The organism is Burkholderia humptydooensis, from assembly GCF_001513745.1.
GTDB classification, from domain to species: Bacteria; Pseudomonadota; Gammaproteobacteria; order Burkholderiales; family Burkholderiaceae; genus Burkholderia; species Burkholderia humptydooensis.
On sequence record NZ_CP013381.1, the window covers coordinates 48,279 to 66,192 of the forward strand.

Here is a 17,914-nt window from a genome sequence, read left to right on the forward strand (position 1 = left end):
CCGCAGAATCTCGGTAAGCTCTGGTCTGTCCACGGCGCAATACCAGCGCAAAATTTTGGAACCGGGGCCATGAGCATTCTGCGTATTTGGGACACTCCACAAGCAAAAACAACGCTGCATTTCGGATGCTGGCCGGCAGCTATTGTGCTTGCCGTCGGTATTTTAATTCCGTTACTTATTGTGCTTTATGTTTCATTTTGCGAACCGCTCGATTTTGGTGGTGTTGCGTGGACAAAACACTCCTTCGCTGGATATTTCAACTTGATCTTGGACAGGGATTTCGACGGAAATCTGACTTATCGATCTGCGTATCTTCTTGTTTTCACGAGGTCCCTTCTCTTCGCGACAGCTACTACCGTCATTTGCTTTCTTCTCGGGTTTCCGACGGCGCTGTACATCGCAACGCAGGCGGCCAGCCGCAGGTCGCTCTTCCTTCTACTCGTTTCAGCACCCTTCGTCGTAAGTCTCGTGGTACGGGCCTACGGCTGGGTCATTTTGCTGGCGGACGGCGGCATTGTGAACGAGGCAGCCAACCGCCTGCTTGGCCAGGTGACTGGATTGGGGCTGCTGTATACCGATATCGCAACCATGATCGGCCTGGTTTCGATCTTTTTCCCGTTTATGGTTTTGCCGCTCTACGTCAGTTTTCGGGAATTCGATTTCGAAGTTGCCGAGGCAGCATCCACCCTTGGCGCGACGCCGTGGCAGGTACTAACGCGCATCCTGATTCCGGCATGCGCGACGGGTATTCGCGCCGGCGTTGCGTTGATCTTCGTGCCGGCGCTCGGCTCTTATGTGATCCCTGATCTGTTAGGCGGCGCAAAGTCTATGATGATCGGAAATGTAGTCCAGCTCGCCTTCACCTCGGATCGCAACTGGCCGATGGGTGCATCGCTTTCAATTGCCTTGCTCTGCATCGTCGTCGCGGTCACTTGGTTCGCGCGGCGCACGCCGCTCGACGTGAATCAAGGTGGTATCGGTCGAGACGCACGTGTGCCATTTCCGGGCGTCGAATGGATTGCGGTGCCTACAGTTGCGTTTCTGTATTTCCCCATCGCTGCGCTGATCATCACGAGTTTCATCGACGGGCCGTCGGCGCTTATTTTGAGCGGATGGGGCGTTAAGGGTTACCGCGACATCATGGACGACCCCAATCTATTGCGCGCCGCGTGGACTTCGTTGACGTTGGCAAGCGCAACCGTTTGCATCGTGAGCGTGTTGTCCGTCGCCGCCGCGGTCACGATCGGATCGACGCGTGGTCGCGCTCTGACAGTCTTCGAGGAGGCAATGAAGTTGCCGCTCGTAGTGCCGGAAATCGTGCTCGCCGTGGCAACCCTGTTGGCTTTTTCCGTAATGACGATCGAACTAGACTTTGCCACGCTGGTTTTTTCGCACGTCGTTTTCTGCCTTCCCGTCGCGTACATTCCGATTCGCGCGGCGGTGATGAAAATCGATAACGATCTGCTCGACGCGGCCGCAACCCTATCGGCAACACCATGGAGTACTTTCTGGAGTGTCACGTTGCCACTGATCTGGCCAGGTGTGCTGACCGGCGCGATTCTGAGTTTTGTGACATCGCTCGATGATTTTGTTACGTCCTATTTTCTGGGCGGCGCCGGCCTCATCACGCTGCCGACATACATCTACGGCGCATTGAAAGTCGGGCTGACGCCGAAGATCAGTGCGATATCCACTATCGTGATCGTAACGTCCGTCGTACTTGTGGTTCTCAGTGCATTCGTCAACAAAAGAGGTCGGTCACGCGACAGGGACGCTGTACTGCCCCCCGCGCTTCCGACCGCGACCGCGGTTCAACTTTCAGGGAATCTTGGATGAAAAAGCTATTGCTCGCTGCTGCATGCTCGATCGCGCTACACGGCCAGGCCGCGGAAGTGCATTTCGCAAACTGGCCGGACTACTTTCCGACGTCTCTCCTAGCCAAGTTCCAGAAGGAAACGGGAATCAAAGCCACGCTGGATACGTACGACAGCGACGCGACGTTGCTCACCAAGCTGCAGGCGGGGGCCGGAAACTACGATGTGGTCGTCGCCGGCGACTATTACGTGCCAATCCTGGCAAAGGGGGGACTGCTCCTGAAGCTCGACAAGACCCGGCTGCCGAACTCGTCGAATATCAAGCCAGAGTACCTGCATCCGCCATTCGATCCGAACCGGGATTACGCGATGCCGTACACCATCGTGCTGACTGGGGTCTCATATGACAGTGCCCGCGTAGCTGGCGGCACTCTTCCAGATACATGGCGGTCCTTTTTCGAACCGAGCGAGAAGCTTCGCGGGCAGATTGCCGATCTCGATGTTCAGGAGGAGCTCTACATGGCGGCCAGTTGGTATCTTGGTCAGGATGAATGTACGGAGAAGCCCGCGGATGCGAAGCGTGTGCTCGACGTGTTGCTCAAACAGAAGCCGTACGTGAAGGTGTACAGCAACGACGGGACGATTGATCGAATTGCTTCTCGGCAAGTCGTTGTTCAGCAGAATTGGAATGGCGCGACGGTTCGAGCGCAAGAGATGCTCCCATCCATCCGATTCTCATACCCGAAGGAGGGTGTCCGCCTATTCATGGATAGCTTGCTGATCCCGGCCAAAGCGAAGAACGTTGACGCGGCATACACATTCGTGAACTGGATGATGAAGCCGGAAAATATCGCGGTTGTCTCGAATGCACAGAAGTACGACAACGAGATCTCGGGAGCCGAGCAGTTTATGGATCCGGACATCCTTTCGAACCCGGCCATCGTTACCCCGGCATCGCTAAGGGGGCGGTTGCGCCCCTACAAACCTTGTTCGCCGGCGGCCTTGGCATTGCGTAGCAAGGTCTGGGCGAAGCTGAAGGAGTAGTCCCAGGACCCATGACCTTGCGAACCCAGGCCCGGGACGGTTCCGTATGAAAAAACAAGTTGACGAGACTGCTGTAGCAAAATACTATATTTTGAAACTTCAAGATATGACAATGTGACAACCCGGAAGCGAAAATTCGACACTAAGTTAGATAAAGATCGCCGTAGCGATATGTATCCCTCTAAGATGACAGGCTTGTCGATCTTGGAGATGAATTTGAGTCGAATTACGGAGTCCGAGTTTCGAGAGTACGCCCGGGCCGGGGCGATCAAGAACGCTCGTGTCGAGAGAGCTCTTGAGGGCTACATCCTCGTGGTCGAGCTTACGTGGAAAGACGGGCTGCACACGCTTTTCACGACTCGAGATCACCCACGAGCGTGGGCGAGTCTTGATCGTATGGTCAGCTACCTCGAACGCAACGACCTCAAGCTCACCGCATTCGAGCTCGAGTGGGACAAAAAGGGCGGTGACGTAAGAAGGTAGTTAATTAAGCTGCATCGGGAGCGCGCCAACGCTGTCGATTGCCGCGAGCGGTAGAAGCGGCCGTACCGGATGCGCCAACATCCGATACGACCTAACCAAGGTACAGTTCTGAGCGAGAGTGCCCGTGGCTGGTCCTATTATACGACCATATTTGCGATTCCCAGTGGCGTCGACCGCTGGATTTTCGCTATTTATCTTGTCGATTGTTGCCATTTGCTTCGCGCGCAACATACTCGGGGAAATCTCCTGGCGAGGCCTCTCAAGGTCGCGCCTTCGATCGACGCTGTGTGCCGTATCTCGGTTGTCTTGCGTCGAACATCGCCCCCCCACGGTTTGGCTCATCGTACAACACGTCACGAACTCCCCCGGAGTCCCGTCTGGTCACGCGTTTACATCTAGCCGCGTGCCTCGGATAGACCAGACGGGCTTTCGGCCCTCGACAACCATGATCTCGTCGGGGGCCGCTTTCTCTTTTCTTTCCTCTCTCACCACCAGCATTTTCCTTTGTCGGCCCTCACTCGAGGCTGGTGGCTTTGCTGCGGACATGTCCATTACAGGATGTGTGCGCAGCGCTTTTTATTCCATGCAAGTCGCCGTTGACCGGCGCTTGTACTAACACCAACTGACCCGATGATACGCATGAATATCAGCTCACGTCCGATTGGTAGGTTCGTACTACTAATGTTATTGGTGTTCGGACATGCATCAATCGGGCATGCGGCCTGTTGGAATGAGGCGGCCGCTTTGTACAACGTTGACCCGATCCTGCTGAAGGCGATCGGCTGGCACGAATCCCGCGGCTGGAGCGACGCCAAAGGCCCGGTCCTGCCCGACGGAAACCGTGCAATCGGCGTCATGCAGATCAATACGGTCCATCTGCCAACCCTCACGCGCGCCGGGATTCGGAGAGAAGACCTGCTCGACGCCTGCACAAGCGAGAAGGTTGGCGCCTGGGTGCTCGCGAATTGCATCAAGCAATTCGGCCCGACGTGGAAGGCAGTCGGCTGCTACAACACTGGTCCGGCCTCCAGCAACGTCGCCGCGCAACTGCGATACGTGAGAAGCGTGCAGCGCTATTACGCCGCCTATCAGCGCGATGCGGCCAGGGAGCAACAGAAATGATCCGGCTGGTCGTCATTGCGCTATCGCTCTTCATCGGCGCCGCGCATGCCCAGGCGCTTGCGTCATCCAACCCAGTCGCTCGACTGTCGGACGTCGCGCAATTCGGCATGCGGCCCGACGGCGACTTTGTCTTGTGTGACGGACCGGAATGCCCGCAACGGACGCTCAAGCATCTCGCCGTCTCTGCCGTACCACGTTCTGTCTCGACGCCCCTTCCGGCCTATACCGAGTCGCCCGCGCGTGCCCGCTCCCCCGCGAAGCGCGTGCGCCGACACCGGCAGACACCTCACCGCAAGCCCGTGGTGACGTGTACGCCGGCTGCTCGTTCCACCCCGTGACGTCACCTTCATTGAGGAAATCCTATGTCGACGTTGAACCATTCCCCCACGGCCAGCGCAGCCACGCTCGAGGACGAACGCTTCGAACAGCTGCGGCAATGGGCCAAGGCGTTGTTGCTCGTCTGCCTGTTGATCGGGCTGTTGCTTTTCATCTCGCACACCATCGCGGCCGACGGTACCGAGTTCCAGGATGCGTCCACCAAGTTCGAGGGCTGGGTGAAGGGCAACCTCGGCAAGGTGTCAGCCCTCATTTGCGTCGCGATCGGCATGCTCGTCGCCGCGGTCCGCAAGGATTACCAGTGGATTCTCGGCGGCGTCGCGCTCGGCATGCTGGTCGGCATCATCGTCGGGATCATCAACTCCAGCTTCACGGCGACCATCTAAGGGAGGGCCCATGTCAGCCGACGATCTGTCCCACGCCGTGCCCCTGTCCCTCGACGACCCACCCAAGCTGTTGTTCTGGGACTGGGACGTCGCATGCATCGCCATGTTCGGGATCATGTCGGGTCTCGGCACCGGCTATCCGATCGTCGGCTTCCTCCTTGGTATCGGCCTCGCGTGGGCGTATTCCCACTTCTTCAAATCGGACCTTCATCCCGGCATCGCCGCGCACCTGATCGCGTGGATCGCCGGCATGCCGACGCCATCCGACCTGCCACCGACCCATCTTCGCGAATTCAAGGGCTGAGCCATGCGTCCAGACATCGCCAAGAACGAACGCGACAAGCTGACCGACACGATCCGGTTCCACCGAAAGATCATCTCGGGGCAGGCGATCGCCAATGTCCTGCTGGCGTTGCTGGTCGGCTGGACGGTGCTTCACGACACCACGCGGATCGTACCGCCTGAAGTCAAACGCCCTTACCAGATCGGCGCGGGCCAGGCCGATCAGGACTATTTGAGCGACATGTCGGGCTACGTGCTCAGCCTCATATTGACGTCGACGCCGGAGACCGTCGACTACAACAACAGCATCCTCCTCAAGCTGGTAGAGCCCGATCAGTACCCGGTTTACAAGACGCGGTTTGACGCGGCGGCGATCCGCATCAAACGCGAAAAGATCACGACGATCTGGTCACCGCAATCGCAACAGATCTTCGTGGAGGCCAAGCGCGTCATCTGGAAGGGCACCCTCAAGACCTACATCGGGGATCAGCCCGTCTCGACGCTGCCTCACACCTATGTCGTTGAGCTTCCCATCTCCTTTTCAGGACGGACCTATGTTCGCAAAGCCGAGGAAGTGCTGGACAGCACTCGCGCTGCTGCTGGCCGTAGCCAGTAACACTTTCGCGGGAACGGGCGCCGCCCTGTCGGAATACAACGTCTCGATGACCGAGCAGAACCGGCTCGCCATCGACGGCCGAAAGATCACGCAGATCATCCCGAAGCAGAAAGGCGCGCTCACGTACGTCAAGGATCTGGCCAACGGTGTGCTCTATTTCACGTTCGCCGACCCGGACGCTGCGCAGGGCACCGAGTCGCTCTTCGTGGTCGACGACCACAATGACACGTACCAGCTGCTGCTGCAGCCGCGGCGCATGCCGAGCGCCAACATTGTCGTGCCGGCGGTCGGTGGTGGCGAGGTCCGTCGCACTCAAGCGATCTCGACGCGGACGTCGTCGTATCAGTTCGCTATCAAGAGCCTGCTCGAGGAGATGGTCGCGGCGCACGATGACCAGGACGCGCAATTCAGCGCGGCCGTGACGCCCGTCAACCAGATGGTGCCGCTCTGGCAGGAGGCGCAGCTGACGCTCGAGCTGCGCTATACCGAGGACGACCTGGTCGGCGAGCAATACCGGCTGACCAACGTGTCCACCGGCGACATGGTGATTGCCGAGCAGGAGCTGTATCGCAAAGGCGTGCTCGCGATCGTGATCGATCAGCAAACGCTGGCGCCCGGTGACTCGACGGCCGTCTACGTCGTGAGGGGGCGCACCGATCATGAGTGATACCAAGCCGGTCGTCGCGTCGAACGATCAAACCAAGCGCCGGCAGCGCCTGGTCGTGATCGGCGCGGTCGTCGTCATCGTCGCGATCACAGGCGTCGGCCTGATGTTGACCGACGACACCGCGCCTCCGCCGAAACCCAAGCCGATCACGCAGGCAATACAGCAGCCTGGAACGATCGACGATCGCGACGCGTGGCGTGCGAAGTCGGCCGCCACGATGGCCGATCTCGAGCAACGTGTTCAACGGCAGCAGGCCCGTCTTGAAGAGCAACAGGCGGCGATCGACAAGATGGCGTCCGCCGCCGCTGCGCAGCAGGCATCTGCCGCTGTGGCGGCATCGCTTGCGGCCGCGGCATCCAGCGCGGCGGCGACTGCAGGGACGCCGGCGTCGAGCGCGACTGCAGCCACGACGCTCAACAAGCCATTGCCGGTCACCACGCGCGGCTTGGGCGGAAAGCAGGTCCTGCCGCCGCCCGGTGGCACGCTCGCGCAGCGCATCGACGGCAATGACGCAGCGCCACGTCAGCTCGAAATCATCTCGTTCGCCGACGACGGATCCGGCTCGGGCGCCGACAGCTCGAGTTCCGCCGGCTCCAGCGGCGGAAAACAGGAAGTCATCGGCTTTCCGACCGACCCGAAGGCGCGCCGTTACGCCGCCACGAAGGGAACGAGCGCCGCCACCTCGAGCAGCGGGCAAGGCCTCGTCAATATCCTGCCGGCCGGGTCATTCTTCCGCGTCGGCATGCTCAATGGCGTCGACGCGCCGACCGGCGGCCAGGCGCAGAGCGATCCCCTGTCGGTGGACCTGCACGCCCTCGAGGCCGCCAACCTCCCGAACCGCAAGCGCCTTGATCTGCGCGATTGCCGCGTGGTCGCCGCCACCTGGGGGGACCTGTCGTCGGAGCGCATGATGGGGCGCACGCAAACGCTGTCCTGCATTCTGGAGGGCAAGTCCATCGAGATCCCCATCAAGGGCAAGCTGATCGGCGAGGACGGCAAGGAAGGCGTGCGCGGCAGGCTCGTGACGAAGCAGGGGCAACTGCTCGCCAATGCAATCCTGTCGGGAACGCTCGGCGGCATCGGCCAGGCGTTCCAGCAATCGGCCACCGTCACCTCGATCGGCGGTGGCGGCATCTCGCAGACCGTCGACAGCGGCCAGGTCGGGCGCGCCGCAATCGGCGGTGGCGTCGGTTCCGCCGGCCAGATGCTCGCCCAGTACTACCTGAAGGCAGCCGACAAGTTGTATCCGGTGATCGAAACCGACGCGACGCGCACGATCGAAGTCTCGATCACGCAAGGCACGTTCGTCGACGCCTCCACCGCCGCCCTCTTCGATCGACGCGACGGCAGCCGTCGCAGTGGCGATCGCTCCCGGAGATTCTCTGATGACTAATCGTATCCGCCTGAAACGCGCGATTGCTGCCGTGACCGTGGGTGTCCTCGCCGCGTCGACGCTCGCCGCGACCGCCGACGACAGCCAGTCCGTCGCGGCTCACCTCGCCTTGCTCTATCCCAACACGCCGTTCCGGGACGTCAAGCCGGCGCCGGTCGCGGGGCTCTACGAGGTGACGATGGGGCAGAACATCGCGTACACCGACGCGAGCGGCCAGTATTTTCTGTTCGGCCACCTCTTCGACATGCAAAACCAGGTCGATTTGACCGAACAGACGCAGGCGCAGGGCTACAAGACCCGTTTTCCGGCGCAGTTTCTCGATCACGCAATCAAGACCGTGCACGGCAACGGCAAGCGTGTCGTCGCGATCTTTTCCGATCCCGATTGTCCGTATTGCCGTGCTATCGAGAAGGAACTCCAGCGCGTCGACAACGTGACCATCTACACATTTCTCTACCCGCTCGAGTCGATCCACCCCGGTGCGACGAACAAGTCCATCCGCATCCAGTGCGCGACCGATCCCGCGAAGGCATGGCGAGACTGGATGACGAACAATCGGCTGCCGCCCCTGGTGGCGTGCCATCACCCGATCAATGACAACCTGGTTCTCGGTTCACGGCTCGGCGTCACGGGTACGCCGACGCTGATTGCCGAAGATGGCCGGATGCTGCCGGGGGCGGTCTCCGCGACGCAGCTCGAGGCCTGGTTGAACGCCGGACAACGCGTGCCCAGCGCCGGTGATCAGGATAGCGCGGCGACCCGTGCGCCGGCGCAGGGAGTGGCGCAATGATTCCCCGCACGTTCCTGATGGCCTCGGCAACCGTCGCGGTCGTCTCCGCATGCAGTTTCTCCGGCCTCGACGCGGAAAGCAAGTTCGCCTGTAAGGCGCCGGATGGCGTGGTCTGCGATTCGATGACGGGCTCGCTCGCGAACCTGCAGGCTGGCAACGCCCGCGGTACGCGCACGAGCCAGTTGGCCGCCGCCAGTGCGCCGACGTCGAAGACGCCGGCCCAGGGCGCGGTGCTCGCCCGCCCGCTCTTCAGCGGCTCGCCGATCCGCAGCGCGCCGCATGTCGTTCGCGCGTGGATCGCGCCGTGGGAGGACGCCGACGGCGATCTCCACGACCAGAGCTACGTCTACCTCACCACCGATACCGGTCGCTGGCTCGTCGAACACAACCAGCGGCGCATCCGCGACCTGTATCGGCCGACGGTCGGCGGCACCGTTGCGGCGGACGCGAGCGCTTCGCCGAAGGCCGAGCCGCCGTCGGCAGCCGTCGCCCTCGGGTCCGGCGGTGCCGTCCAGGCCGCACAGGGCGAGCTTCTCAAATCGGCGCGCGATGCAATGGACTCGGCCCAGCAGGCGGTAAGGCAAGCGCCGATGTCCGGCGATCTCCTGAAAAACCTCGCGACCGGCATTCGCTCGCCGCAATAACGGGAAGCCCGCCATGAAGATGCCCGACACCGGTGACTGGCTCAAGCAGGCAAGGACCAGGGTCCGCAACGTGGTGCGGCAGTCCGTGCTCGGTGAGACCCCAGAGCACGATCCGATCGACGAAACGCTGAACGTGCCGCAGCAGGATGCTGCCAGCGGCTTTCACGAGATCCTGAAGTACGACCAGTACGACGACACGACCGGGCTCTTCTACAACGACAACTCGGTCGCGTTCGTCCTCGATGTCGTTCCGCAAACCGGCGCCAACGACGAAATGGTCAGTCGGCTGAGCACCCTCTTCACGCCGATTCCCTCGGGAACCGGCGTGCAGTGGTGCTTGTTCGGGAGCTCGCGCGTCGACGACGTGCTCGATCGCTACGAGGATTTGCGGTTCGAGGCAGTCGAAGCCGGCAAGGTCGACCCCCTCTTTCTCGATCTCGCCAGGCAACGCACCCAGTTCATCCGCAGTCGTATGGGCGAGTCGCTTTTCGATGACATGCCGTTCGCGGTTCGGCGCTTTCGCCTGGTGATGTCCGTCACCCGATCCGGCACGCACGACGATCCGATCCTCGTCGAGCAGATGCACGACCTGCAGGCCACGCTGCTGTCCTCCCTGCGCACCGGCAATCTGCCGGCGAGAAGCATGGACGCCGACGCCCTGATCGCCTTCCTGTTCCCGATCTTCAACCCGGAATATCTGTTCAATGACAACCCCCTTCCGGATCTGCGCTACGACCCGACACGGCCGATCAAGGAACAGATCACGGTCGTCGGGCATCGCGCGCGCGTACGAACCACGGAGATCGTCTTCGGTGTTCCGCCGGCCGACAACACCGAGCGTGACACGCGCGTCGCGGTCCGCGCCTTTGGCATCCAGCGCTACCCGGCGGAAAAGCGTCTCTGGGAAATGAGCAACATCATCGGATCGTTCACCGATCCGGAGCTCCAGTATCCGTGCCCCTTCCTGATTTGCGGCGGCGTCCAGACGCTCGAGCGGATCGCCACCGACAACCGGGTACAGCTGAAGGCCGCACGCGCCCAGCAGAATGCCGAGTCGAAGATGGCCAAGTTCCAGGTCAATCTGGCCACGCAAAATCGCGACTGGCGGATGGTGCAGCACCAGATCGCTGCTGGTGGCCAACTGTGCGAGATCTATCACACGCTGTTGCTGTTCGCTCCGAAGGAGCGCATCAACCGGGCCAGTCAGATGGCCATCAACATCTGGGACAAGGTGCGGTTTCGGATTACCCCGTTGCGCATGCTCCATCTCGGCGCGTTCTACGCGAGCTTGCCGATGACGCTCACCAAGGGTGCGTACCGGGATCTGAAGCGCAATCGCTTGATGTCGACGAAAACGACCGTGAACGCCATCGACATGGCACCGGTCCTCGCCGAGTGGAGCGGTCTCGGGCGACCGGTCCTCTTGCTGTATGGCCGCCGTGGCACCATCACGCCAATCGATTTCTACGCCAACAAGCAGGGCAACTACAATCTGTTCGCCACAGGCGTCTCGGGTGCCGGGAAGACGGCGTTCCTGGTGGAGGTGGTCAACGCTTACCGCAGCCTCGGCGCGCGCTGCTCGATTATCGATGTCGGTCGCGGCTACGAGAACGCTGTTGCGCTGATGGGCGGCTCCTTCATCGAATTCAAGCTGAACTCGGACATCTGCATCAATCCGTTCACGTGGGTGGCGGCAGACAGCGAGAACACGTTTGAACAGGAGCTGCGCCTGCTCAAACCGATGATCGGACGCATGGCGTCGCCCGACAGTCCGTTGTCGCCGCTCCAGTATTCGTTCATTGAAGACGCGATCACCGCGGTCTGGGCCGACTACGGTCCGGAATCGAATCCGACGCGGATCGCCGAATACCTGAAGGACAAGATCAAGAACGAGAAGGGCGAAGTCGAGCGGATCGCGTTCGAGCTGTCGCATCAACTGCGGCCCTTCTGCAAAGGCGGTGCGTTCGGGCGGTTCTTTAACGGCAAGGCCAACATCAACTTCGACAACGACCTCACCGCGCTCGAACTCGAGGAGCTGAAGGACGCGCCCGAGCTGCGCCGCGTCGTGTTGTTCGCTGCGACGAACCGCATCACGTACGACATGTACATGTCGCCTCGCAACCTCCCCAAACTCGCCCTGGTGGACGAGGCCTGGCAGCTGCTCGGCAGTGATCCGGAGACCGCGCTTTTCATTGAGGAAGGATATCGCCGGGCTCGGAAGTACAAGGGAATATTCGGCCTCGGCACACAGTCGATCTACGACGCGTTCAAGAACGACGCGTCCAAAGCCGCGTGGACCAACTCCGATTGGAAGATCGTGCTGCGTCAGGACTTGCAGTCGTTCAACAAGATGAAGGCGGAGGGGACCATCTCGTTCTCACCCGCCGTTGAACAGATGATCCGCTCGCTGACCAAGATCGACGGTCACTTCTCGGAGATGGTGTTGATTTCCCCGGAGGGGGAACAGCTGCTGCGGCACGCCCCCGATCCGCTCGCGTTGATGATGGCGTCGTCCACCGGCGAGGATGTCGAGGAGCGTGACCGTCTGCTCGAGCACGGTCATACGCACGCTCAGGCGCTTGCGATCATGCTGGAACGCCGCGGAGGTCGGGCATGAAGGAAGAACCGACCCTCATGCCGAAGCTCGGGGAGCTGCGCGCCGAGCCCGACGCAAGCGCGGAACCGGCGCTTGGCGAAACCGGCACCAGCCACGCCAGGCGCGACATCGCCGGCTACGTCGCCCCCGTTCTCGTCTCGTCGATCGTGACGCTGCTCGCGCTCGCGCCGGTGCTTTACGTGCGCCTCGCCCATCTGCCGAAGCCCGTGGCAACGGTGGATCTGCAGCAACTCGTCGTGCTCGGGCAACAGCGCTACCTCGATCGCCGCAACGTGCAGGCAGCAGCCTCCGTCCCCGACGTGTCGACCGCCACCGCTGCGTCGGTCGAGTTCGCGCGCGACTTGTCGGCGGCAGTCATCGAACTCGGCGCGACGTGCAAGTGCGTCCTGCTCAACAAGGCCGCGGTGCTCAACAGCGACGCAATCACCGATTACACCGACCAGCTGCGGGACAAGCTCAAGCTTCCGGCGGCGACATCAGGAGCCCCGCGATGAACGTCATTGTCGAGTATCCCGAGGATTGCCTGCTTCGGCCGGTCGAGCGCCAGGTGTTTTCCCGGCAGATCCGGAACCTGCTGACGCGCGATAAGGCATACATGCACGACCTGGACGCGATGCGAGCGCGCGTCGGATTGGAAGCAGCGTTTCACAGCTATCAGCGCGAGGAGCTCGCCACGTTGCTCTCGATGGTTCACGAGAACGTATCTGACGAAGTGCGCGACACGCTGCTCGAGCGCCTGGGGAGCTACCTGAACGTCCGGATTCGCCGCGCCGATTACACGCAGGAAACAGCGGATCACGCTGAGCTCGCTGAGCGCGGCGAACCGACACACGCGTGGAGCCTGTCGATTTCCGTCGGAATCGTCATGTTCGCGGTCGGCTTTGGCTTTGCGGCCGCGCTCACACCAACCCATCCCCCACTCAATGCCGGAACACGTAGCGCGGTCGCACCGGAGAGCGCTGCGCATGCCAACCCGATCGCGCAGCCCTTGATCGATTCGACCAGCGACGAATCGGTCGGTGATATCCCGATGCTCAAATTCTCGTTCGAGTCGAGTCGACCGAAGCGAGATCTCGGGGCGTTGCGTGCGCTCATGCCGACCGATGACGGGATGTACACGATCGACCTCACGGTCACGCCGGTCGTCGCTGCGCCGGCCGCAGCCAGCCGGAACGAGTCGCCTGTCCATGCCGGTCGCGACGAACACCAAGAACCGAAAAAGGACCCGCAATGATGAGACTTGCGCTCCGACTGATGTTCGCTCGAGCTCGCGCAATGCGCGCAACAGTGGGCTCGCCCGCCCGCCTGTTCGCCTGCGCTGTGTTGTCGAGCGCCGCGCTGCTCGCACACCCCATCAAGGCAGCAGAAACCTGCCCGGTCCAGGTCGCGTACTCGCCGGACGGATCCGCGGAGGAACTGGTCGTTTCCGCAATCAGCGGCGCACGCCAGTCGATTCGCCTTGCCGCGTATTCGTTCACGTCGCCGTCGGTCGTTCGCGCGCTGATGGCCGCTAAACAGCGCGGCGTCGACGTCGCGGTCGTCGTCGACGAGAAAGCGAACCGCGGCAAAGCGAGCATCGCTGCGTTGAATCTCCTGACGCAGGCGGGCATTCCATCGCGCACGGTTTCCATCTACCCCATCCACCACGACAAATACATCGTGATCGACGGTGCGCAGATCGAGACCGGCTCATTCAACTACAGCAGCGCGGCGCGGCGCAATAGCGAGAACGCGGTCCTGATCTCGCAGTGCCCCGCCGTCGCGCGCAGCTACCTTCAGCACTGGCAATCGCGCTGGTCACAGGGTAGCGACTACGTCCTCCCCTATTGAGGTCTATCCATGGAAACGGCCATCGACGCTTTGCCAATGCACAACGATCGTCATGCGGACGGATTGCATCCGGCAGGTGCGGGTGCGGTCACACCGTCCGAGGCGGCCTTGAATCAGCTGCTCGACTTCATCATCACGTCCGGAGAACATGCCGCGCCGCTGCCGCCCCAGGATGTGTTGGCGCAGCGCCTCGACGTCAGCCGGGTCGTGGTCCGCGAGGCGGTCGTACAGCTGATCGCCCATGGCATGCTCACCGCCTCGCCGCGACGTGGCACGTACATCACCGAACGTCGCAAATGGCGCGTCGTGAACCCGAACGTTCTGCACTGGCGCGCCCAATCGAAGCCGGATCGCGCCGCGCTCCTCGACGAACTCGCGGCGATCGCCACCCTGATCGGCCCGTCGGCCGCGGCCGACGTCGCGGTCCACGCGGACGATGCCGCGATGGAGCGCATCCTCGCCACGTGCGCCACCCGGTGCGCTGCGCGCGACGGCCGGACGTTTCGCGCGGCGTGCTCGAACCTGTACCTCGCGGTCTTCTCGGCCTGCAAAAACTCCCTGTTCTGTCAGTTGGGCGCCCTCGCGGTCGAATGGTGGGCGCACGGCGGAACTGACCCGGATCTGGCGTTCGATGTGTCCACCATCGAACTGACGCGCCTGGCCGTTCTGGAAGCCGCGTGGCGCGATCGCGACGCGTCGGCCGCGCACGACGCCATGCGCGAGCTGGTGGCCGTCGACTATTGCAACGGAGCGAATCGGCATGCCTGACGGACTCGATACCCCAAAGGCACCGCCGGTCCGCGGACGAAATCTCCTGTCGATCGGCTGGACGATCGTCGGCGTGCTCGCCATCGGCATCGCCGCGTGCGCGCTCGTGAAGATCGGGCTGACCGGCGCGCTCGGGTGCCTGGTCTTCGGTGCGGGCGCTATCTGGGCCGGTCACAGATCCCGGCGCTGGGAGTGATCATGTCGCTATCCGCCCCCTCTCTCGACGCACGCATCGCACGCCGGACGCTGCGATACCGGATCGTGCGCTTCGTCCTCATCGGCTCGTGCCAATGGCTCGCGCTCGGTGCGTTCGCCTGCTGGGCGCTGACGCCGTGGTTCGATTTCTCGATCAACCTCACGCAGAGCTTGCCGGGCACGCTCTACGTGACGCACATCGGCGCACCGGTCAATCGGGGCGACCTGGTGGCGTTCTATTGGCATGGGGGCGCGACCTACCCGCAGGGCGTTGTGTTCATCAAGCGCGTGATGGGCGTCGCCGGCGACGTCGTGACCGTGCGTAACGGCGTCTATTACGTGAACGACACCCGGATCGGCGTCGCCAAGCCGCACACGCGCGCGGGCGTCCCGCTCGCGCCCGCTCGGCCCGGCGTGATCCAGCCTGATTCGTACTTTGTCTCAACCCCGCACCCGGACAGCCTCGATTCCCGCTACGCGCTGACCGGTAATGTCCCGCGCTCGGCCATTCAGGGGAGGGCCTATGAAGTCTTCTGAACGGTTCCCCGCATGGCAATGCGCGCTCGCGCTCGTGCTGGCCGCCGCTACGGCCGACAGCGCATGCGCCGGCATGCTCGGGACGGTCGGTCCGACCTACCCGATCGCTGAGCAGAGCGCGGTCGACCAGATCCTTGCGCACCTGCGCAAGAAGGCCCAGACGGGCGAGTTCGCCCGGCTCCAACAGGAAGCCGTGCGCCGATCGCTGAACAGCGCGCGCAATCCCGCGCCCGTCGACGGCATCCGGACGGCGACCGCTCGCAGCGAGCAACTGATCGATCCAACCGTCACGTATGCCGAACCGGTGCGCACGGACGACGGCCGCATCGTGATCCCGGCGGGGACCAGGGTGAATCCGCTTGACATCATGCCCTTCACCGAGACGCTCGTGTTCTTCGACGGTCGTGATCCGGAGCAAGCGGCGGCGGTGGCCCGGCTGCTCGCGCGCTCGAACGCGCGGGTCAAACCGGTGCTGATTGCGGGGTCCTGGCTCGACCTGACCAAGCAATTCAAGACACAGGTCTACTTCGATCAGAACGGCACGTTGTCGCATCGCTTCGGCATCTCCGAGGTGCCGGCGCTGATCCGGCAGCAAGGCAAGGTGCTGTCGCTTTCCGTTGTGCCGGCGCGGGAGCTGAACTGATGCGACACGCCACGCCATCGTGCGCCACCCTGCTCGCCGTGCTGCGCCGCGTCGCGCTGCTCCTGATGCTCGGGTCTTGCTCGCTCGCCACGCACGCGCAGAGCCTGAACTGCAACGGCAAGTTTGCGAACCCGATCACCGACATCTGCTGGAGCTGCGTGTTTCCGATCTCGCTCGGCGGCACGCCGATCATCACGGCGGGCCAGGAGGACACGTCGAACCCGAGCGGATTGCTGTGCACCTGCGGCCCGGTGGTAGGACTCAAGATCGGGTTCTGGGAGCCCGTGCGGCGCGTCGACGTCACGCGTGTGCCGTACTGCTTCGTGTCGCTCGGTGGCGTGAAGATCGACCCCGGCATTCGCGCGCCCGAAGGCGAGATCCGGCAGCAGCAGGATCTGACGAAGCAATCCCGCTACCAGGTCCACTGGTATCTCGACCCGATCCTCTTCTGGCTCGAGGTACTGCTCGATTTCTCGTGCCTCGAAACCGGCAGCTTCGACGTCGCCTACCTCACTGAGATCGATCCGACCTGGAACGACGACGAGCTCACGATGCTGCTGAACCCGGAGACCTTCCTGTTCGGCAACCCGATCGCGCAGGCCGCGTGCGCGGGCGACTGCGTGCTCTCGAGCGCCGGGTTCGGCAGCAACGCGCTGTTCTGGTGCGCCGGTTGCAATGGGTCCATCTACCCGTTCAACGGCCACGTGCAGGCCCACATCTCTCACGTTCAGGCGAGCTCGCTGCTGGTTCAGCGTATGACCGCCAAGTTGCATCGCGAAGGGCTGATGTGGGGCACCAGCGGTGGCGACGCGTTGTGCGGGCCGACGATCCAGCCGGTCATGGACAAGTCCCAATACAAGTACCAGATGCTCTATCCGATCCCGGAGACGACCAAGATCAACGGCCGCTGCTGCCAGCCCTACGGCCGCACCACGGCGATCTGGGGCGCCGGCAAGAGCTACCCGTACAAGGGCGAGGACTTCTCGTACATGGTCTTCCGCAAGAAGAACTGCTGCCTGGGGGTACTCCCATGATCAGGAATTCGATCGCAGTGTGCATCGTATTGACGGCGATGTCGTCGTCGGCGCCGGCGGAACCAGGTACGCAGCGCGGCATCGTCGCCGATTCACCGTTCCCGACCGTAAGCGCGAAAGATCGGATGCCGGCGGACGAGCGTATCCGCGCCGAGCAAGCGCGCATCGAGCGCGAACGCAAGCAGATGTTCGGCGACGTGCAACCGGCGCCGAACGCATTCCCGAATATCGCGACCCCGGCGCCTTCGCACGTCGATCCGCTGTCCATTGCTCGGCGTTACGAGGCGCGCGCCGGGCAACGCAAGCAGGGAGAGCTGCTCGCGTTCGCCAGTCTGTCGATGCCGGCCGAGTCGCTCAAGCGGTTGGTCCGCGACACGGCACGCGTTGGCGGGGTCGTGGTGCTGCGCGGGTTCAAGGATCGCTCGTTCAAGGCGACGGCCGCCGCCATCCAGGCGTTGGGCGTCGACACATCGGCCGTGCAGATCAATCCGAACGCGTTCAAGCAGTACCGCATCAGCGCGGTGCCGACGGTCGTGCTCGTCAAGGCCGACCACGTGCTCGATCTTGACGCCGAAGGTTGTGCGCTGCCGGAGAACTTCGCCGGCATCTCGGGGGATGTGACGTTGCCGTACTCCCTTCGCGAGATTGCCCGGCGATCGCCGGCCTATCAATCGCTCGCGACCCGGATGCTCGCGAGCCTGGGGGAGCACTGA

At 62.6% G+C, this 17,914-nt stretch carries 20 protein-coding genes; all 20 read left to right on the forward strand.

Annotated elements, in window-relative coordinates:
* The first annotated feature begins 69 nt into the window (after positions 1 to 69).
* The 20 genes from AQ610_RS18450 to trbC all read left to right on the forward strand — a co-directional run bounded on the left by AQ610_RS18450 (position 70) and on the right by trbC (position 17,914).
* Positions 70 to 1,836: an ABC transporter permease subunit gene (locus AQ610_RS18450; protein ID WP_099975898.1), complete on the forward strand. Its 1,767-nt coding sequence runs from the start codon at positions 70 to 72 to the stop codon at positions 1,834 to 1,836.
* The gene (locus AQ610_RS18455; protein WP_006029227.1) at positions 1,833 to 2,858 is read left to right on the forward strand and encodes an extracellular solute-binding protein; all 1,026 of its coding nucleotides are present in this window, start codon (positions 1,833 to 1,835) and stop codon (positions 2,856 to 2,858) included. Before AQ610_RS18450 ends, AQ610_RS18455 begins: the two co-directional genes overlap by 4 nt.
* Before the next feature lie 1,164 nt (positions 2,859 to 4,022).
* Positions 4,023 to 4,463: a lytic transglycosylase domain-containing protein gene (locus AQ610_RS18465; protein ID WP_006029226.1), complete on the forward strand. Its 441-nt coding sequence runs from the start codon at positions 4,023 to 4,025 to the stop codon at positions 4,461 to 4,463.
* Positions 4,464 to 4,825: 362 nt separating this feature from the next.
* Positions 4,826 to 5,185 carry a hypothetical protein gene (locus AQ610_RS18470; protein ID WP_009916552.1) on the forward strand — a complete coding sequence of 120 codons (360 nt, stop codon included), beginning with the start codon at positions 4,826 to 4,828 and terminating at the stop codon, positions 5,183 to 5,185.
* 10 nt (positions 5,186 to 5,195) lie between these two features.
* Complete coding sequence (traL, locus tag AQ610_RS18475; protein ID WP_043283253.1) at positions 5,196 to 5,489, forward strand: type IV conjugative transfer system protein TraL; 294 nt, start codon at positions 5,196 to 5,198, stop codon at positions 5,487 to 5,489.
* 3 nt (positions 5,490 to 5,492) lie between these two features.
* Positions 5,493 to 6,083 (forward strand): TraE/TraK family type IV conjugative transfer system protein, encoded by a 591-nt coding sequence (locus tag AQ610_RS18480; RefSeq protein WP_006029223.1) that lies wholly within the window; start codon positions 5,493 to 5,495, stop codon positions 6,081 to 6,083.
* Complete coding sequence (locus tag AQ610_RS18485) at positions 6,022 to 6,750, forward strand: TraK domain-containing protein (protein WP_080595237.1); 729 nt, start codon at positions 6,022 to 6,024, stop codon at positions 6,748 to 6,750. Before AQ610_RS18480 ends, AQ610_RS18485 begins: the two co-directional genes overlap by 62 nt.
* Entirely contained in the window at positions 6,743 to 8,143 is a 1,401-nt protein-coding gene (locus AQ610_RS18490; RefSeq protein ID WP_006029221.1) for a TraB/VirB10 family protein, read from the forward strand. Before AQ610_RS18485 ends, AQ610_RS18490 begins: the two co-directional genes overlap by 8 nt.
* The gene (locus AQ610_RS18495; RefSeq protein WP_045554672.1) at positions 8,136 to 8,933 is read left to right on the forward strand and encodes a DsbC family protein; all 798 of its coding nucleotides are present in this window, start codon (positions 8,136 to 8,138) and stop codon (positions 8,931 to 8,933) included. Before AQ610_RS18490 ends, AQ610_RS18495 begins: the two co-directional genes overlap by 8 nt.
* Positions 8,930 to 9,577 (forward strand): type IV conjugative transfer system lipoprotein TraV, encoded by a 648-nt coding sequence (traV, locus tag AQ610_RS18500; RefSeq protein ID WP_006029219.1) that lies wholly within the window; start codon positions 8,930 to 8,932, stop codon positions 9,575 to 9,577. The genes AQ610_RS18495 and traV overlap by 4 nt, the downstream gene beginning before the upstream one ends.
* 13 nt (positions 9,578 to 9,590) lie before the next feature.
* Positions 9,591 to 12,194, forward strand: coding sequence for a type IV secretion system protein TraC (gene traC, locus AQ610_RS18505; RefSeq protein ID WP_006029218.1), 2,604 nt, complete (start codon positions 9,591 to 9,593; stop codon positions 12,192 to 12,194).
* Complete coding sequence (locus AQ610_RS18510; RefSeq protein WP_231748978.1) at positions 12,191 to 12,688, forward strand: hypothetical protein; 498 nt, start codon at positions 12,191 to 12,193, stop codon at positions 12,686 to 12,688. Before traC ends, AQ610_RS18510 begins: the two co-directional genes overlap by 4 nt.
* Entirely contained in the window at positions 12,685 to 13,428 is a 744-nt protein-coding gene (locus AQ610_RS18515; RefSeq protein ID WP_006029216.1) for a hypothetical protein, read from the forward strand. The genes AQ610_RS18510 and AQ610_RS18515 overlap by 4 nt, the downstream gene beginning before the upstream one ends.
* A gap of 41 nt (positions 13,429 to 13,469) precedes the next feature.
* Entirely contained in the window at positions 13,470 to 14,024 is a 555-nt protein-coding gene (locus AQ610_RS18520) for a phospholipase D family nuclease (RefSeq protein WP_009916555.1), read from the forward strand.
* Positions 14,025 to 14,033: 9 nt separating this feature from the next.
* Positions 14,034 to 14,792: a FadR/GntR family transcriptional regulator gene (locus AQ610_RS18525; protein ID WP_099975899.1), complete on the forward strand. Its 759-nt coding sequence runs from the start codon at positions 14,034 to 14,036 to the stop codon at positions 14,790 to 14,792.
* Positions 14,785 to 14,988 (forward strand): hypothetical protein, encoded by a 204-nt coding sequence (locus AQ610_RS18530; RefSeq protein ID WP_006029213.1) that lies wholly within the window; start codon positions 14,785 to 14,787, stop codon positions 14,986 to 14,988. The genes AQ610_RS18525 and AQ610_RS18530 overlap by 8 nt, the downstream gene beginning before the upstream one ends.
* Positions 14,989 to 15,053: 65 nt before the next feature.
* Entirely contained in the window at positions 15,054 to 15,524 is a 471-nt protein-coding gene (locus tag AQ610_RS18535; protein WP_006029212.1) for a S26 family signal peptidase, read from the forward strand.
* The gene (gene traW, locus AQ610_RS18540; protein WP_009916558.1) at positions 15,511 to 16,167 is read left to right on the forward strand and encodes a type-F conjugative transfer system protein TraW; all 657 of its coding nucleotides are present in this window, start codon (positions 15,511 to 15,513) and stop codon (positions 16,165 to 16,167) included. The genes AQ610_RS18535 and traW overlap by 14 nt, the downstream gene beginning before the upstream one ends.
* Positions 16,168 to 16,232: 65 nt before the next feature.
* The gene (traU, locus tag AQ610_RS18545; RefSeq protein WP_085954777.1) at positions 16,233 to 17,201 is read left to right on the forward strand and encodes a conjugal transfer pilus assembly protein TraU; all 969 of its coding nucleotides are present in this window, start codon (positions 16,233 to 16,235) and stop codon (positions 17,199 to 17,201) included.
* Positions 17,198 to 17,914 carry a type-F conjugative transfer system pilin assembly protein TrbC gene (trbC, locus tag AQ610_RS18550; RefSeq protein ID WP_006029209.1) on the forward strand — a complete coding sequence of 239 codons (717 nt, stop codon included), beginning with the start codon at positions 17,198 to 17,200 and terminating at the stop codon, positions 17,912 to 17,914. The genes traU and trbC overlap by 4 nt, the downstream gene beginning before the upstream one ends.